This is a genomic window from Halomonas sp. KAO (assembly GCF_015595025.1).
Classification (GTDB): Bacteria; Pseudomonadota; Gammaproteobacteria; order Pseudomonadales; family Halomonadaceae; genus Halomonas.
On record NZ_JADNRL010000005.1, the window covers coordinates 193,241 to 209,487 of the forward strand.

General features: G+C 64.8%; 15 protein-coding genes, 1 tRNA gene and 1 riboswitch. Of the genes, 12 read left to right on the forward strand and 4 right to left on the reverse strand.

Annotation, left to right across the window (positions count from 1 at the left end; genetic code table 11):
- Positions 1-5: 5 nt before the first annotated feature.
- On the reverse strand, positions 6-1,451 hold the full coding sequence (locus tag IOC61_RS02080; protein ID WP_195687227.1) for an NAD-dependent succinate-semialdehyde dehydrogenase: 1,446 nt from the start codon (positions 1,449-1,451) through the stop codon (positions 6-8).
- Positions 1,452-1,716: 265 nt separating this feature from the next.
- Between IOC61_RS02080 and IOC61_RS02085 the strand changes: the two genes are divergently transcribed.
- The 3 genes from IOC61_RS02085 (at position 1,717) to IOC61_RS02095 (ending at position 6,262) form a co-directional block, all read left to right on the forward strand.
- Entirely contained in the window at positions 1,717-4,182 is a 2,466-nt protein-coding gene (locus IOC61_RS02085; protein WP_195687228.1) for a DUF1266 domain-containing protein, read from the forward strand.
- A gap of 230 nt (positions 4,183-4,412) precedes the next feature.
- Positions 4,413-5,039, forward strand: a complete 627-nt coding sequence (locus IOC61_RS02090; protein WP_195687229.1) for a C40 family peptidase — start codon at positions 4,413-4,415, stop codon at positions 5,037-5,039.
- Between the two features lie 29 nt (positions 5,040-5,068).
- A complete protein-coding gene (locus IOC61_RS02095) occupies positions 5,069-6,262 on the forward strand; it encodes an MFS transporter (protein WP_195687230.1) in 1,194 nt (397 codons plus the stop codon).
- Between the two features lie 104 nt (positions 6,263-6,366).
- Here IOC61_RS02095 and IOC61_RS02100 read toward each other — a convergent pair whose 3' ends face one another.
- Entirely contained in the window at positions 6,367-6,849 is a 483-nt protein-coding gene (locus IOC61_RS02100; RefSeq protein WP_132044915.1) for an FKBP-type peptidyl-prolyl cis-trans isomerase, read from the reverse strand.
- 221 nt (positions 6,850-7,070) lie between these two features.
- On the opposite strand from IOC61_RS02100, the gene IOC61_RS02105 reads away from it, so the two are divergent.
- Together IOC61_RS02105 and IOC61_RS02110 are read left to right on the forward strand one after the other, a co-directional pair.
- A complete protein-coding gene (locus IOC61_RS02105) occupies positions 7,071-7,352 on the forward strand; it encodes a hypothetical protein (protein WP_195687231.1) in 282 nt (93 codons plus the stop codon).
- Between the two features lie 142 nt (positions 7,353-7,494).
- Positions 7,495-8,855 (forward strand): IS3 family transposase gene (locus IOC61_RS02110; RefSeq protein WP_195687232.1). Its coding sequence is split into 2 segments (ribosomal slippage): positions 7,495-7,960 and positions 7,960-8,855, totalling 1,362 coding nucleotides; the frame shifts between segments, so codons are not numbered across the junction.
- Between the two features lie 75 nt (positions 8,856-8,930).
- Here IOC61_RS02110 and IOC61_RS02115 read toward each other — a convergent pair.
- Positions 8,931-9,275 (reverse strand): Grx4 family monothiol glutaredoxin, encoded by a 345-nt coding sequence (locus tag IOC61_RS02115; RefSeq protein WP_195687233.1) that lies wholly within the window; start codon positions 9,273-9,275, stop codon positions 8,931-8,933.
- 164 nt (positions 9,276-9,439) lie between these two features.
- On the opposite strand from IOC61_RS02115, the gene argF reads away from it, so the two are divergent.
- From argF to ggt, 6 genes are all read left to right on the forward strand, one after another.
- On the forward strand, positions 9,440-10,366 hold the full coding sequence (argF, locus tag IOC61_RS02120; protein ID WP_195687234.1) for an ornithine carbamoyltransferase: 927 nt from the start codon (positions 9,440-9,442) through the stop codon (positions 10,364-10,366).
- Between the two features lie 81 nt (positions 10,367-10,447).
- Complete coding sequence (locus IOC61_RS02125) at positions 10,448-10,753, forward strand: hypothetical protein (RefSeq protein ID WP_195687235.1); 306 nt, start codon at positions 10,448-10,450, stop codon at positions 10,751-10,753.
- 139 nt (positions 10,754-10,892) lie between these two features.
- Positions 10,893-11,013, forward strand: a riboswitch (TPP riboswitch).
- Between the two features lie 60 nt (positions 11,014-11,073).
- On the forward strand, positions 11,074-12,171 hold the full coding sequence (gene thiO, locus IOC61_RS02130; RefSeq protein WP_195687236.1) for a glycine oxidase ThiO: 1,098 nt from the start codon (positions 11,074-11,076) through the stop codon (positions 12,169-12,171).
- Positions 12,168-12,395, forward strand: a complete 228-nt coding sequence (gene thiS, locus IOC61_RS02135) for a sulfur carrier protein ThiS (RefSeq protein ID WP_324254670.1) — start codon at positions 12,168-12,170, stop codon at positions 12,393-12,395. Before thiO ends, thiS begins: the two co-directional genes overlap by 4 nt.
- The gene (locus IOC61_RS02140; protein ID WP_195687237.1) at positions 12,395-13,213 is read left to right on the forward strand and encodes a thiazole synthase; all 819 of its coding nucleotides are present in this window, start codon (positions 12,395-12,397) and stop codon (positions 13,211-13,213) included. The genes thiS and IOC61_RS02140 overlap by 1 nt, the downstream gene beginning before the upstream one ends.
- Positions 13,214-13,407: 194 nt before the next feature.
- Positions 13,408-15,147, forward strand: a complete 1,740-nt coding sequence (gene ggt / locus IOC61_RS02145; RefSeq protein ID WP_195687238.1) for a gamma-glutamyltransferase — start codon at positions 13,408-13,410, stop codon at positions 15,145-15,147.
- 156 nt (positions 15,148-15,303) lie between these two features.
- On the opposite strand, the gene IOC61_RS02150 is transcribed toward ggt, so the two are convergent.
- Positions 15,304-15,379: transfer RNA gene (locus tag IOC61_RS02150), tRNA-Ala, on the reverse strand.
- A gap of 212 nt (positions 15,380-15,591) precedes the next feature.
- Between IOC61_RS02150 and IOC61_RS02155 the strand changes: the two genes are divergently transcribed.
- The gene (locus IOC61_RS02155; protein ID WP_195687239.1) at positions 15,592-16,239 is read left to right on the forward strand and encodes a response regulator; all 648 of its coding nucleotides are present in this window, start codon (positions 15,592-15,594) and stop codon (positions 16,237-16,239) included.
- Positions 16,240-16,247: the final 8 nt, after the last annotated feature.

Genomic DNA, 16,247 nt, shown 5'->3' on the forward strand with positions numbered 1-16,247 from the left:
AGCCGTCACAGGCCGCCGACACAGACGTATTTTAGTTCAGTGAACTCATCCAGGCCGTGGTGGGACCCTTCACGCCCCAGCCCTGACTCCTTGACACCGCCGAAGGGGGCCAGTTCGGTGGAGAGGATGCCCTCGTTCACCGCGACCATTCCATACTCCAGGCCTTCCATGACATGCCAGATGCGGCGATAGTCGCTGGCATAGAAGTAGGCCGCCAGGCCGAACTCGGTGGCGTTGGCCATGGCGATGGCCTGCTCATCACTTTCGAAGCGGAACACCGGTGCCAGGGGACCGAAGGTCTCTTCCCGGGCCACGGCCATCTCCTCGGTGGCATCGGCGATTACCGTGGGCTCGAAGAAGGTGCCACCCAGGGCGTGGGGCTTGCCGCCACACACCAGGCGACCACCCTTGTCCAGGGCGTCGGCGATGTGCGTCTCGACCTTCTTTACCGCGGCGGCGTTGATCAGCGGCCCCTGCACCACGCCCTCCTCGAGGCCGCTGCCGACGCGCAGCTCGGCGACCCGTGCGGCCAGTTTCTCTACGAAGGCGTCATAGACCCCGTCCTGGACCAGGAAGCGGTTGGTGCAGACACAGGTCTGCCCGGAGTTGCGGTACTTGGAGGCGATGGCGCCTTCGACGGCGGCATCCAGGTCGGCGTCATCGAAGACGATGAAGGGGGCATTGCCGCCCAGCTCCATGGAGGCCTTCTTGACCGTGCCGGCGCACTGGGTCAGCAGACGCTTGCCCACCGGGGTGGAACCGGTAAAGGAGATCTTGCGCACCCGAGAGTCGCTGGTCAGCACCTCACCGACCTCGGCCGGGCGGCTGGCGGTGACCACGTTGATCACCCCGGCGGGGAAGCCGGCCAGCTCGGCCAGGCGCACCACGGCCAGGGCGGTAAGCGGCGTCGCCTCGGCGGGCTTGATGACCACCGGACAGCCGGCGGCCAGGGCCGGGGCACACTTGCGGGTAATCATCGCCAGCGGGAAGTTCCAGGGCGTGATGGCGGCGACCACGCCAATGGGCTCGCGGAACACCAGGATACGCTTGTCGACACCGTGGCTGGGCAGGGTCTCGCCGGCCACGCGCTTGGCCTCCTCGGCATAGAACTCCACGAAGGAGGCGCCGTAGGCCACCTCGCCGCGGGCCTCGGCCAGGGGCTTGCCCTGCTCCAGTGTCATCAGCCGTGCCAGGACCTCCTGGTGGTCCATGATGGCGTCGTACCAGGCGCGCAGCAGATTGGCCCGCTCCTTGGCGGTGCGCTTCTTCCAGGCCGGCCAGGCTGCATCGGCGGCGGCCACGGCCTCACGGGTGGCGTCGGCGCCAAGGTCGGGCACCTCGGCCAGCACCTCGCCACTGGCCGGGTCGGTGACCGCGTAGGATGCTTCACCGTCGCGCCACTCGCCGGCGATAAAGGCCTTAGGAATCAGGATATCGGGCAGCTCTGCCATGGGTCCTCCAGAGGGGTATGTCGACTTATTTTACGCAGTGTGCATTATTTAAAACGCTTCGCCAAGCCTGTCGTGCCCCGGCATCGGGCACCGAGAGGACCGGGGAAGGGGAAAAATGGCACCAGCCATCGGCGTTGGAGACGCTTTCCGTTACACTATGGCGCCTTAAATCATGGTGCCATGGACCTTATGGCGTCCAATGGCGGGCACGCCGTTTCACTCCGCCGCCGCGTGCGGCCCTTGCGACCCGATTTCGAGGTGAGCCTTGATCGATCTCCTGAACGCCTGGTGGGCCCAGCAGCTGGTGCTGTGTGACTGGGCCTTCGATCCCGACCCGCTCAGCGTGGCACCCGAGGACGCCCGTGCGCGCCTGTCGACCCTGGCGGTGCCGGATCGCGGCGAGCTCGGCTGGCGGCTGCTGGAGTCCCTGGACATCGGCGGTGCCGATGCCGACCCGGCAAGGCTGCTGGCGGCACTGGAACTGGCGGCACTGGCCGGTGCCGCGGGGTGGCTGGAGCGGAGTCAGGCGCGAGCCTGGGCGCACTGGTTGACCGGTGAGATCGTCGCCCACCATCGTGACCTGGATGCCTGGCTGGAGGCGCTGCGTCGAGCGCGCAGTGCCGATGGTTGGGTGCGTGGTGACGATGGTTTCGCGGAGGCCTGTGACGCCCTGGCGGCTCTCGAGCACGAGGGGGATGGCATCACTTGGGAGCGCCTCGGCGAGTGGCTGGCGGTACATGATCGTCCCGAGGTGCTCTGGCCGTGCGACGGTGGTGCCATGGCATGGCGGCTGCGCGCCGGCCTTGCCCCGGTGCTGACACTGCCTGCCGGTGAGCATGACTGGGCGGGCGTGGCCGAGTGGCTCGCCGAGGACTGGCAGGTGCACGGTCGGGACGACCTGATTCGGGTCCTGCTGTGGCTGGGTGCCCAGGGGGATCGACAGGGCTGGGACCTCGATGCCACGCGGCTGCTGGCTCTCGATCCCGATGCACGCCGTGCCTGGTGCGATGGGCTGGAGGCGGGGGAGCGACGCTATGGTCGAACCCTGCTGATGTTCCTGGAGCAGGGAGAGCCGCTGGAGTGGGCCGCCTGGGACTGGTTGCGACTGGTCGACCTGGCCTGGGCGGGGGCTTGTCTAGGCTGGCTGCAGGACGGGGAGGCGGAGGCCTTCGCCCTGCATGCCGCCGACCTGGTGCAGCATCGCTACAGCGACTGGTCGGCGCTGGCCAGGGGCTTCCAGCGTGGTCGCAGCCTGTTCGAGGGGCGCGATCTGCTGGGTGCCTTCGAGGCCGACTGGCGGCTTCTGCTGCAGTCGCCGTTGAGTCCCTGGCGAGTGCCCTTGCAGGGGCTGGTGGATGACACCCTGATGGCATCTGCCCGGGAGGCGATGCGTGGCTGGCGTGCCGATGCCCGGCACTGGGTGCTGGCGCTGGCCTCGGTGCGTGAACCGGAGCTTGCCGTGCGTCAGGGGGCGTCACTGCCCGTCACATCGGCGCGGCGTGCCGATGCGCGCAGCTACCTGGCCGAGCATCTCGACCTCTACCCCGACGAGGGGGTCGAGGCGCTGGTGCGCTACTGGCTGCCGGCCGAGGCCCACCACCTGAATCAGCTCGCCGCCGATGCCTCCCACGGGGCACTGCCGCCTGCCGAGACCCCCTTCGGACGACCGGAGCCGGGTGCCCTTGCCCAGCGTAATGCCCTGCGCCAGGCCAGCCGACATGCGGCCACCGTTCATATGGCCGAGAAGTACGCCTTCTATCTGCAGATGGCCTTCGACAGTGAAGCCTTCGACGCCGAGGGCCTGGCGGCACTGGCCGAGGCGCTGCGAGGCTCGCTGTGTCGTTTCTATCCGGATGCCCGGCGCCTGCTGGAGGCCTGGATCTGCTGGGACTCGCTGCTGCCGGAGGAGGGGCAGCCGACACTCGCCCTGGAGATTCGTTGGCACCTGGAGGACCCCGGCAGCCTGTTCCACTGGCTCGACTGGCGGGTCGACGAGTGGCACGAGCCGGGCCCGCGCCCGAGGCTGTCGCAGTTTACCGCGCTGTCGCTGGTGGGACCGCTCAACAGCCCACCCTGGAGCCTGCCCCATCGTGAGAGCGAGCGTGAGGCGGTGGCCATTCGCGAGTGGGTCGATGGTCACTATGCGCTGCACTCCGCCGAGGAGCTGGTCGAGTTCCTGGACTTCCTGCTGGAGAGTGGCGATCGCCAGGAGTATCAGATCAACTATGCCCCATACACCCTCAACGCGGCACGCCTCGCCTCGGAGATCGCCACCCTGGAGAGTGGCGAGTGCAGCGAGGAGGAGCGTACCCATCTGCTACGTCTGCAGCGGGTTCGCGATAACGAGGATGGCTGCAATGACACCGACCTGATCGCCTGGGATCTGGCCCAGGCGGTGGATCTGGCGGTCGCCGGCCGCCAGTTGGGGTGGCTGGAGGCGGCGGACTTCGGCCGGGTGCTGGAGCGTGCCCATGCTCTCGCGGCGTCTCACTACTCGGGTTGGGAGGCCTACGCCCGGGGATTCTATGCGGGCTTCTCGTTCTTCATGGGAGAGACGCCGGAACGGGAGAGCTTCCTGGCCGGCCTGCGCCAGGCGCTGGTGGCCTGGCTTAGCGCTGCCCCCCCGCTGGCGGGTCCCTGGGCCAGCCTGGAGTTCCCCGGTGCACGGCCACGCCACTGGGCGCCGATGCATATCGATACGCTGCCGGGCGACTCACGCCTGCTGCACTAAAGCGTGAAGCGTGACGCGGGACCGAGGTCGCCAGCTGGGCGTTGCTGGTTTATAGTCGTGGCATCGAATACAGGGCTCTACCTGTCGGGAGCCCCTTTATCACAGTGAGTCGCTGACAGGCTGCTATGGCAGTGCTACCGATACTGGCCGGTGGTACTGCCATAGTGTTGTTTTCCCCTACCGGCCCATGGAAGCCGGCGCAAGCGGCTCAGGGAAGAGGTTGTTATCCTATGGCTGTCACTCCCTATCGTGCCTTGCTGGTTGTCGTGTCATTGGCCGTGCTGACCGGCTGTGCCTCGACGTCTTCGCAGAACGCTTCTCGCGATGCTGGCGACCCCTATTTCGCCCGGGACCTGCCGGGACTGCCTGGCGGGTGGGATCCCATGATGTCACCGGTGGACAACCCGATCCTCGAGGCGCGCCGACTCGGCAATCCGCCTCCCGCCCTGGTTCGTCAGGCCCTGCTGGCTCAGCATGAGCGTTGGGAGGGCACGCCCTACCGCCTGGGTGGCTCCTCCCAGCATGGGGTCGACTGCTCGGCGCTGGTGCAGAATGTCTTCGCCGAGACCTTCCGGCTCTCCCTGCCGCGCACCACCGGTGAGCAGGCGCATGAGGGTCGCCCCGTCTCGCGTGACGAACTGGCCCCGGGGGATCTGGTGTTCTTCCGACCGCCTGGCATCTATCGTCACGTCGGCATCTATATCGGCGATGGCCGCTTCCTGCATGCTTCTTCGTCCCGGGGCGTGATGATCTCGAAGCTGAATAACAGCTACTGGCGTCGTTACTACTGGCAGGCACGGCGTGCCTTGGCGCCGAGCCATCTGGCCCAGCGACTGCTGTCCGACGTCGACGCCTGAGGGGCGGCGCCCGGCGTTCAGGAAACCTCATGATTCAGATACGCAGTGCCGCCTGGTGGCGTGCGACTCTGGCATTGAGCCTGGGCTCTCTGCTGGTCTTCATCAATCTCTATGCCCCTCAGCCACTGCTGCCCGACCTGCGCGAGGCTCATGGTGTCTCGACCATGGTGGTAGGGCTTGTGATGTCGGTGGCGACGCTGTCGCTGGCGGCCTCGCTGCTGGTCTTCGGCCCGCTATCGGATGCCATCGGCCGTGCCGGCATCATGCGGGTCACTCTGCTGGCGGCGGGAGGGCTCTCTCTGGCCCTGGCCCTGGCACCCAGCTTCGAGATCCTGCTGGTACTGCGTCTGTTGCAGGGCTTCGTGCTGGGCGGGCTGCCAGCGGTCGCCATCGCCTGGATGGGGGATGAGTTCGAGCCGGAGGCGATGCTGGCCGCCGTGGGGCTCTATATCGGCGCCAATACCCTGGGCGGCATCAGTGGTCGCGTGGTCGGGGGTGGCATGGCCGAGCTGGGAGGCAGCGCCGCCGCTTTCCTGGCGGTGGGGCTGATCACGTTGGTGGGGGTGGCGGTGTTCTGGAGGCTGTTGCCCCCGGCGCGGGGATTCACGCCGCGGCGCTTCGAATTGAGCGGTGCCCTCGCGGATCTTCGTGCCCATCTGGGCAATCCGCTCCTGCTTTCGGCCTATCTGCTGGGTGGACTCAACTTCCTGATCTTCATCAATCAGTACAGCTACATCACCTTCCGGATGGCCGCGCCCCCCTTCAATCTGGGGTCGACCCTGCTGGGACTGATATTTCTGACCTATCTGGGCGGCACCCTGGGCTCATCGCTCTCCGGACGGCTGGTGCGCCACCTCTCCCAGCCGGCCTGCATGATGATGGGTATCGCCATCTTCATGGCGGGGACCCTGGTCACCCTGGCCGACAGCCTGCTGCTGATCCTGCTGGGGTTGACCCTCAATGCCTTTGGGTTCTTCGTCGCCCACTCCATGGCCTCCAGCTGGGTGGGGCGCCATGCCCGGCAGGCTCGGGGCAGCGCCTCGGCGCTCTATCTGGTGTTCTACTATACCGGGGCCAGCCTGGGGGTCTTCTGGCTGGAGCCGTTCTGGAACCTGTACGGCTGGAGGGGGGTGGTGCTGGGCTCCTGGCTGGTGCTAGGCGTGACGCTGACCATCGCCGGTTTCCTGTGGCGACGGCGACTGGATGGAGAGGCCGGCCTCTGACATGCCGTTCGCCAGGTAAATTCGCCATAAGCATGTAAATTCGCCATGAAAAAGGGGCAGCCGATCGGCTGCCCCTTGTGATGCGATAACGGTCGTGGATGAGCTTAGTGCTCGTGGCCGCCCTCGCCGTGCACGTGGCCGTGCTCGACTTCCTCTTCGCTGGCTTCACGCACCGAGGCGACCTCGACGTCGAAGTTCAGGGTCTGGCCGGCCAGAGGATGGTTGCCGTCGACGGTGACGGTGTCGCCGCTGACCTGGGTCACGGTGACCATCAGCGGACCGCCCTCGGTCTGGGCCTGGAACTGCATGCCGGGCTCGATGCTCTCGACACCCTGGAAGGCATCACGCGGTACTTCCTGCACCAGCTGCTCCTGCTTCTCGCCGTAGCCCTCTGCGGGTGTCACGGTGGCATTGAGCTTGTCGCCGGCGGCGCGGCCTTCGAGCTCCTTTTCGAGGCCCGGAATGATGTTGCCGGCGCCGTGGAGATAGGTCAGCGGCTCGCGGCCTTCCGAGCTGTCCAGCACTTCACCTGCGTCGTTGGTCAGGGTGTAGTGGAACGCGACAACGGAATTCTGCGCAATTTGCATTATTGAAGAACCTTTCGGTGAGTGCATGTCAGCGGCATGGTAACGCGACAGGCTCGATGCTGTCAGGGGCAATGGGGCATTTTCAGGATTGGCGGCTTCATCCTGAGTCGTGTTCACGCGTGTCGGGGCGCCCCTTGGATGCTTGCGTCACCACGGTGGCGAGGCTAACCTAGCGGCCACCCGAATCCCCCATGTAACTCAATCGATACCCGGAGACCTCCATGGCTCAAGTCGTGATCTGGTTGATTGCCTTTGCTGCGATCCTCTTTCTTTCCCTCAAGCGCTGGCCCTCGCTGAGCGCATCGCTCGACGGCATGCTGCCCCAGCCGATGAAGACCGGCGGTGACAACGGCGTGGTCTGGAGCCTGGGCCTGGCCGTGCTCGGTGCGACCGCCCTGGTGCGCCCCGTGGATGTTCTGATGACCGTCATCCTGCTGGTTCTGCTGGCAGTGATTGGCGTCAAGCTGGGCAGCTGGGCGATGAACAAGGTGGACTTCCACTAAGCGGCCGAGCCAGCCGGCTACACTGGCGACTCGCCAGCTTGCCGGTTGCCCCACGAGCTGGTTGCCCCACGAGAAAGGCCCGCGGTATTGTGAACTGCACCCCGAAAGTTGGACACCCACATCCAACCTTCGGGGTGTTTTTATGAGTAACCGATACGACGAGTGTTTCAAGCTGCTGGTGGCACAGCAGTGCTTGCACGGTGACACCAGCTTGAGGGAGGTGGCCCGCCAGCATGGCCTGGATCATTCTCTGGTGCGGACATGGCGGGACAACTACCGTCAGCATGGCGTGATGGGGGTGCGCAAGAAATACACGCACCGCAGCGCGGCTTTCAAGCTGCAGGTCCTTGAGACGATGTGGCGAGATGGCTTGTCACGGCGTCAGGCACAAGCCCTGTTTGATATCCGCGAGGGCGGCGCCATTGGCAGATGGGAGCATCAGTACCATAGTGGTGGTCTGACTGCACTGGAGCCAAAGCGCAAGGGGCGCCGCCCGATGACCAAGAAGCCGCCTTCCTCACCCCCACCGCCTGATGATGAGCGCTCCCACGAGGAGCTGCTCAAGGAGTTGGCGTATCTGCGTGCCGAGAATGCCTACCTAAAAAAGCTCGATGCCTTGATCCGGGAGAAAGGGACGGCGACGCGGGGCAAAAAGCTCAGGCCGTCCAAGGGTTAAGGCATGAACATCCGCTGGCTCTGCTGCTGCGTGCGGCTGAGCTGCCGCGCAGCACGTTCTACTATCAGGTCCAGGCCTTGGGTGCTGACGATCGGTACGCGTCTCTTAAGGCGCGTATCCGGGCGATCTATGAGCGCCACAGAGGGCGCTATGGCTACCGGCGTATCACCGCCGTCCTGCGGCAGGCAGGTGAGACGATCAACCACAAGACCGTCCAGCGGTTGATGCAACAGCTGGGCTTGAAGTCCCTGGTTCGCCCCAAGCGATATCGTGCCTACCGAGGGGCGGAAGGCTACGCCGCTCCCAATACGTTGCAGCGTCGGTTTCAGGCTCAGCGTCCCCATCAACGGTGGGTGACGGACATCACCGAGTTCAAGGTCAATGGCCAGAAGCTCTACCTGTCACCGGTCATGGATCTGTATAACGGAGAGATCATTGCCTTCCAGACAGGACCGCGCCCGGTATTCGACCTGGTGAAGGGCATGCTGAAGAAAGCCTTTGGGAGGCTGATGCCAGGGGATCGGCCGCTGCTCCACTCGGATCAGGGCTGGCATTACCGCCACCCCAGCTATCGCCGCCTGGTGGTGGAGAAGCGGATACTCCGCAGCATGTCACGGAAAGGAAACTGCCTGGACAATGCCGCCATGGAGAGCTTCTTCGGTACCCTGAAGGCCGAATATTTCCACCTGAACCGGTTCGACACCATTGAGCAGCTGCAGCAAGGACTCGACCTGTACATCCATTACTATAACCACGAACGCATCAGGCTGAAACTAAAAGGCCTGAGCCCCGTACAGTACAGGACTCAGGCCTTGGGCGCCGGCTGAACGAACCGTCCAACAATTGGGGGTCAGTTCACCATGCTGCAGGGGTGTTTTTCTTCAGGCTTCTAGCTTATGGCTTCAGGCTTCCGGCTGGTCGTCCTTGTGCTTGGCGGCCGTCTCCTTGATCAGCGTTTCGAGCTCACCGTTCTGGTGCATCTCCATCACGATGTCACAGCCGCCGACCAGTTCGCCCTCGACCCACAGCTGCGGGAAGGTGGGCCAGTTGGCGTACTTGGGCAGCTCGGTCCGAATATCCGGGTTATCCAGAATATTGACGAAGGCAAAGCGCTCGCCACAGGCCATCAGCGCCTGCACCGTCTGGGCGGAGAAGCCGCACTGGGGCAGCTGCGGGGTGCCCTTCATGTAGATCAGGATCGGGTTTTCGCCGATCTGGCGCTGGATGTTCTCGAGGGTGGTGCTCATGGCGTCTCCCTATGGGTGTAGCGGACAACAGAGGTCGCGAATGCCGGTACGATCAATACCTGATCCCGGCGGTAGGTCTTGGTGACAGCCATTCTACTGATCCACAACGCGTTGCGCATCCCCCGGCGGCTGGCTAGGATGAGCGCTTTTGCGAGGAGCACCGCATGGCCACTCGGCACTTCCTGACCCTGATGGATGCCAGCCCCGAAGAGCTGAGCTACATGATTCAGCGCGCCATCACCATAAAGAACGCGCTCAAGGTGGAGGGCCCCACCTACACTCCCTTCCCGAATCACACCATGGCGATGATCTTCGAGAAGTCCTCGACCCGCACCCGGGTCTCCTTCGAGACCGCCATGGCACACTTCGGCGGCCATGCGCTGTTCCTCTCCCCCCGCGACACCCAGCTCGGTCGGGGCGAGCCCATCGGCGACACCGCCCGCGTGCTCTCCGAGATGGTCGATATCGTGATGATCCGCACCTTCTCCCACGCCGGACTCGAGGCATTCGCCGAGGCCAGCAGCGTGCCGGTGATCAACGCGCTGACTGACGACTACCATCCGTGTCAGCTGCTCGCCGATGTGATGACCTGGACCGAGCTACGCGGCAGCGTAAAGGGCAAGACCGCGGTATGGATCGGCGACGGCAACAACATGTGCCACTCCTGGATCAATGCGGCCCGCCAGTTCGACTTCCAGCTGCGCATCTGCTGCCCAGAAGGCTATGAGCCGCGCCAGGATATCCTCGAGGCCGCCGGCGATCGCGTCACCCTGCTGCGTGACCCCGTCGAGGCCGTGACCGGCGCCGATCTGGTAACGACCGATGTCTGGGCCTCCATGGGACAGGAGGAGGAGCAGGCCAAGCGTGAGGCGGCCTTCGCCGGTCTTCAGGTCACCGAATCACTGCTCGATCGCGCTCACCAGGACGTGCTGTTCCTGCACTGCCTGCCGGCCCATCGCGGCGAGGAGATCAGCGAGACCCTGCTCGACGACCCGCGGGCCGTGGTCTGGCAGGAGGCAGGCAATCGTCTGCATGCCCAGAAGGCACTGATCGAGTTCCTGCTCCTCGGCGAGGTCCACGACGCGCCGTAACCCCCATTACTAGACCTTGGTCTTATTCAACCAAGGTTGTATACTGCGCCGCAGCACTTTCCACCAAGGAAGACGCGGCGCATGACTACCTCTTCGATCGACACCTTCGGGATGCAGCGCAGCCTGCGCCAATGCCTCGCCAACATGGCCGCCCTGCTCTATCGCCAGGGCCACGTGCTCGAAACCGTCACCGTCCCCCATCGTGGCCTCGACCCCACTGCGCTGGAAACGCTGGAGAGCGACAGCCACGAATGGTCGGTCTGTCAGCGCATACTCGAGTCCAGCGAGGCCGCTACCTGGAACGACCAGCGCCGCTTCGTGCTGACCGGCATGGGACGCGAACTGCTCTTCGACATGTTCGGAGAGGGCGCCGCCGACTGCGCCTGAACCCAGCCTGACCCGCAACACCTCTCCTCGGCGGAGCACAGTCACCGCCAGGGCCATGCCCCGGAGAGGCGCGATGAACATCAATGACCAAGGCCCGCCGACGCTCGATTGCGTCGGCGGGCCTTCTTGGTTATGTTGGCAGCTCTTGTCGGGGCGCCCCTCTCACCGTCATGCGGTATCAAGGGGCTGAGATCGGTACGGCCGAACCCGTTGAACCTGATCAGGTTGATGCCTGCGGAGGGAACAAGCTCGTGCCCCAGCCCGCCCCTACCCCGCATCCAGCCTGGTCACCACACCGTCAACTGCCGGATGCACACCTCATGAACGCCACCCCACAACGCCGCATCGCCATCGCCGGCGCCGGCCTGCTCGGCCGGCTGACAGCCTGGCGCCTGCTGTGCGACGGCCATGCCGTCAGCCTCTACGATGCAGGCGACCTGGATACGCCGCCCGCCGCTGCCTGGACCGCCGCCGGCATGGTCGCTCCCCTGGCCGAAACGGTTGTCAGCGAGCACAGTGTCTATGAGATGGGGCAGATGGCTCTCGATCGCTGGCCCACCTGGTTAGAGGAGCTGCAGGCGCCCGGGCTATGGCATCAACACGGCAGCCTGGTGGTTGCCCATCCCCAGGATGGCAACGAGCTGATCCAGTTCCGCCGCGACCTTGACGATACCTTGGGGGAAGGCGCCCTCTATCAGGAACTGGATGGCAGCGCCATCCATCATCTGGAGCCCGATCTGACCCGCTTCCGCCACGGTCTGTTTCTTGCCGATGAAGCACACCTGGATAACCGCGAGCTGCTGACACGGTTGCTGGGGGCGATTCGTGAGCTGGGCGGCGAGTGCCATGCCCATACGCCGGTGGAAGTGCATCCCGGCGAAGTGGCCACTCCGGCGGGAAGACACCGCTTCGACCTGGTGATCGACTGCCGTGGCCATGGCGCCAAGCCCAGCCACCCCACCCTGCGCGGCGTGCGCGGCGAAACACTGCATGTGACGACCAGCGAGATCACGCTAACGCGGCCGGTGCGCCTGATGCACCCGCGCTACCAGCTCTATGTGGTCCCCAAGCCCAATGGGCGCTTCGTGATCGGCGCCACCTCCATCGAAAGCGAGGATCGCTCACCGATATCGCTGCAATCCTCCCTGGAGCTCTCCAGCGCCCTCTATACCCTGTCACCGGCCTTCGCCGAGGCGCGGATCCTCGAACAGGGCGTCAACCTGCGCCCCGCCTTCCGCAACAACCTGCCCCGGGTTACCCTAAGTGATGGGTTGATAAGCGCCAATGGACTGTTTCGCCACGGTTATCTGCTTGCCCCGGCAGTGGTGGAGCATCTGCTGAGCGAGATCCGTGGCCACGGTGACAAGCCCTTCGCCAACCTATTGGACGGCTCCATTCCTCAGGAGACCCTATCGTGAAAGCGAGTGACCCCATGCATGAGATCACCCTGAGCCTCAACGGCGAGCCCGCTCGGCTCCCCGAAGGCACCCCCCTGGCGCAGGCCCTGGAGGCGTGGGGCTATGGCGAGCGTCGCGTTGCCGTGGCCATCAACGATGCCTTCGCGCCGCGCTCCACCTGGTCCGAGCGCACCCTCGGCGAGGGTGATCGTATCGATATCGTGGCCCCAGTAGGAGGCGGCTGATGCACACCCACTCAACCCATGACGATGCGCTGGTGCTCTATGAAGAGTGCTTCAGCAGCCGTTTCCTGCTTGGCACGGCCCTCTACCCGTCGCCACAGGTGATGCAGGAGGCCATCGAGGCCGCCGACTGCGCCATGCTGACCCTGGGGCTGCGTCGCCAGAACCCCGGCGGCGGCGACGCCGGTGGCGACGGCGATGCCTTCTGGCAGATCCTGCGAGAAAGCGGCTGCCACCTGCTGCCCAACACCGCCGGCTGTCGCTCTGCCCGGGAAGCCATCACGCTCGCCGAGATGTCCCGGGAACTCTTCGACACACCCTGGATCAAGGTCGAGGTCATCGGCGACGACTACAACCTTCAGCCCGACCCCTTCGGCCTGCTGGAAGCCGTTCGGGAACTGATCGAGCAGGGCTTCAAGGTGCTGCCCTACTGCACCGACGACCTGGTGCTCTGTCAGCGTCTCCAGGAGGCGGGCTGCCAGGCGCTGATGCCTTGGGGGGCACCGATCGGGACCGGGCGCGGCCTGATGAACCGTTACGCCCTGCGCACCCTGCGCGAGCGTATCGACGTGCCGATGATCATCGACGCCGGCCTCGGGGCGCCTTCCCAGGCCGCGGAAGCCATGGAGATGGGCTTCGATGGCGTGCTGCTCAACACCGCCGTGGCCAAGGCTCGTCGCCCGGCACAGATGTCGGCCGCCTTCGCCCGCGCCATCGAGGCGGGTCGCGAGGCCTATCTCGCCGGCCTGATGGAGCGACGCCAGACCGCCAGCCCCAGCACGCCGACCCTGGGCCAGCCCTTCTGGCACGCCACCCCCTGACACGACCACCGGCGAGCGTCATCACGCTCGCCGGTTTGACAGCAGCAGACTATCGAACCTAACTGAATGGGCGGCCCCGGGGCCGCCGATCGTTCCTGCCTTCGATCGCCACAGGCTGGCGATGAGGGCAGAACCCAACGGCGTACCCCGCACACGAGGCTGCCACTCTGCTCACCAAAACAAGGGACACTACAATGAGCACTCGTTTTCTGACGCCCCCTGCGCCCAGAGCCCTGACCATCGCCCTCCTCTCGGCGAGCCTGCTGGCCTCTCCAGCCGCCTTCTCTCAACAAGCCATCCTCGAGGGTGAGCGCTTCCATCCTCAGGAGAGTCGCAACGGCATGGTGGCCACCAGTCACTTTCTTGCCTCCGAGGTAGCCCGGGATGTGCTCGCGGATGGCGGTAACGCCGTGGACGCAGCGGTAGTCGCCGGCTTTGCCCTGGCGGTCACCCAGCCGCGCTCTGGCAATATCGGGGGCGGCGGTTTCATGCTGATCTCCGATGAGGAGAGTGACGAGGTCATCGCCATCGACTATCGCGAGACCGCACCTTCGGCAGCCTCCGAGACCATGTTCCAGGACGAGGATGGCGAAGCGGTCACCGAACGCTCACGCTTCACCCACCTGGCAGCAGGGGTGCCTGGCACCGTGGCCGGCCTGGCCCTGGCGCTGGAGAAGCATGGCACCCTGAGCCTTGCCGAGGCGCTGGAACCGGCCATACGCCTGGCGGAGGAGGGCTTTGCCGTCCCCCCGCGCTTCGTCAAGGGACTGCAGGATACCCGCGGCCGCTTCGAGGCCTGGGATGCCAGCATGGCCAAGTTCTTCAAGGAGGACGGCAGCGGCTATCAGGTCGGCGAGTTATTCCGGCAGCCCGACCTCGCCGCCACCCTCAAGCGTATCGCCGAGGAGGGGGCCCGGGAGTTCTATGAAGGCGAAACCGCCCGCCTGATCGTCGCCGAAATGGAGCGGCACGGCGGCCTGATCACCCAGGAGGATCTGGCCGGCTACCAGCCGGTGATTCGCGAACCCAGCCACGGTACCTACCGGGGGCACGACATCTACGCCATGAGCCCGCCCTCCTCCGGCGGCGTCCATATCGTGCAGATGCTCAACATCCTGGAGGAGTACCCCATCGGCGAAATGGGCTTCGGCTCGGCCGAGAGCATGCACTTGATGGCCGAGGCCATGAAACGCGCCTATGCCGATCGCTCCGAATTCCTCGGTGATACCGACTTCGTGGATGTGCCACTGGCCGGGCTCACCTCCAAGGAGTACGCCGCCGAGCTGCGCGCCCAGATCGGTGAACAGGCCACCCCCAGCGCCGAGATTGCCCCCGGCAATCCGGTCGACTACGAATCCAACGAGACCACCCACTTCTCCATCGTAGATGACAATGGCCTGGCCGTTTCCAACACCTATACCATCAATTTCAGCTATGGCTCGGGCATCGTGGTCGACGGTGCCGGCTTTCTGCTCAATAACGAGATGGATGACTTCTCGGCCAAGCCCGGCGTCCCCAATGCGTACGGTCTGATCGGTGGCGAGGCCAACAAGGTGGAGCCCGGCAAGCGCATGCTCTCCTCGATGACCCCGACCATCGTCAAGCGCGACGGCAAGAACTACCTGATCACCGGCAGCCCCGGGGGCTCGCGGATCATCACCACTACCCTGCAGGTGCTGATGAACGTGATCGACCACGACATGAACATCCAGTCGGCGGTCAGCGCCCCGCGCATGCACCACCAGTGGCTGCCCGACGAAATCCGCACCGAGGCCGGCTTCAGCCCCGACACGCTGGAACTGCTCAGGGAGCGCGGTCACACCATCAGCCAGCAATCGGCCATGGGTGCCGCCCAGTCGATCCTGATCGAGGACGGGATGTATTACGGTGGGGCCGACCCTCGCCGCTCCACCTCTTCCGCCATCGGACTATAAGCCTCCCCCCCCCCGGCCGTCGTGCCGGGGGCAACAGCCTCTGTTGGCGTATCCCCAGGCCAGGAGCCATGTTGCACCCTCGATCGACCACACACGATCGACCACGAAAAAGCCGCCTGGCGCAGTGCGCCAGGCGGCTGATTCATTGAATCTTGTTGGTGGAGCCTAGCGGGATCGAACCGCTGACCTCAACACTGCCAGTGTTGCGCTCTCCCAGCTGAGCTAAGGCCCCACACCGATCTCGCCGTTGCGAGAACGGGGCAGATAATACGGTGACATGAGGCCATCGTCAACTCTTTTTTCTGTTTGCCCACCATTTTGTATAGCAACCTAAGTAGTCTTTTCTCGCCGCCACCCTGTGTGGCAGGCTTGTCACCAACGGTTACCCTTACATCATGCGATGAGCCAGTTTGCTGCCGTCGAGTCGTTCAGGAGCGAATCAAATTGATCAAGGTACTCATTGCCGATGACCACCACTTGATAAGAACCAGCCTTGCCCATCTGCTGAATGCCGAAAAGGATCTGCGGGTCACCGGCGAGGCGGCCAGCGGCGAAGAAGCCATCGCCCAGGCCCGGCGCCTCAAGCCCGATGTGGTGCTGATGGATATTCGCATGCCAGGTATCGGCGGTCTCGAGGCCACGCGCAAGATCACCCGCGCCCTCCCGGATACCCGCGTCCTGGTGCTCACCGCCTGGCTGGAGGACAGCTTCGCCCAGCGGCTGCTGGACGCCGGGGCTCGAGGCCTTGTCAGCAAGGGTTCCCAGCACGAGGAGATGGTCGGTGCCATCCGCGAGGTCTTCCAGGGCCACCGTTATGTCAGCCCCGACGTGGCCCAGCGCCTGGTGCTGTCGCGGATCGACTCACCCGAGAACCCCTTCGATGAGCTCTCCTCCCGAGAGATGCAGGTGGCGATGATGATCATCAACTGCCAGAAGGTCGCCGACATCTCGGACCGACTCTTTCTCAGCACCAAGACGGTAAACACCTACCGCTACCGCATCTTCGAGAAGCTGGGCGTCAAGTCGGACGTCGAGCTTACCCACCTGGGCCTGCGCCATGGATTGGTGGAAGGCTTCTCCACCATGCAGTAACCTCGCCA

Coding starts and splice junctions, on each gene's coding strand:
- IOC61_RS02080 (WP_195687227.1), bottom strand. CDS start 1,451: ATGGCAGAGCTGCCCGATATCCTGATTCCTAAGGCCTTTATCGCCGGC.
- IOC61_RS02090 (WP_195687229.1), top strand. CDS start 4,413: ATGGCTGTCACTCCCTATCGTGCCTTGCTGGTTGTCGTGTCATTGGCC.
- IOC61_RS02095 (WP_195687230.1), top strand. CDS start 5,069: ATGATTCAGATACGCAGTGCCGCCTGGTGGCGTGCGACTCTGGCATTG.
- IOC61_RS02100 (WP_132044915.1), bottom strand. CDS start 6,849: ATGCAAATTGCGCAGAATTCCGTTGTCGCGTTCCACTACACCCTGACC.
- IOC61_RS02105 (WP_195687231.1), top strand. CDS start 7,071: ATGGCTCAAGTCGTGATCTGGTTGATTGCCTTTGCTGCGATCCTCTTT.
- IOC61_RS02115 (WP_195687233.1), bottom strand. CDS start 9,275: ATGAGCACCACCCTCGAGAACATCCAGCGCCAGATCGGCGAAAACCCG.
- argF (WP_195687234.1), top strand. CDS start 9,440: ATGGCCACTCGGCACTTCCTGACCCTGATGGATGCCAGCCCCGAAGAG.
- IOC61_RS02125 (WP_195687235.1), top strand. CDS start 10,448: ATGACTACCTCTTCGATCGACACCTTCGGGATGCAGCGCAGCCTGCGC.
- thiO (WP_195687236.1), top strand. CDS start 11,074: ATGAACGCCACCCCACAACGCCGCATCGCCATCGCCGGCGCCGGCCTG.
- IOC61_RS02140 (WP_195687237.1), top strand. CDS start 12,395: ATGCACACCCACTCAACCCATGACGATGCGCTGGTGCTCTATGAAGAG.
- ggt (WP_195687238.1), top strand. CDS start 13,408: ATGAGCACTCGTTTTCTGACGCCCCCTGCGCCCAGAGCCCTGACCATC.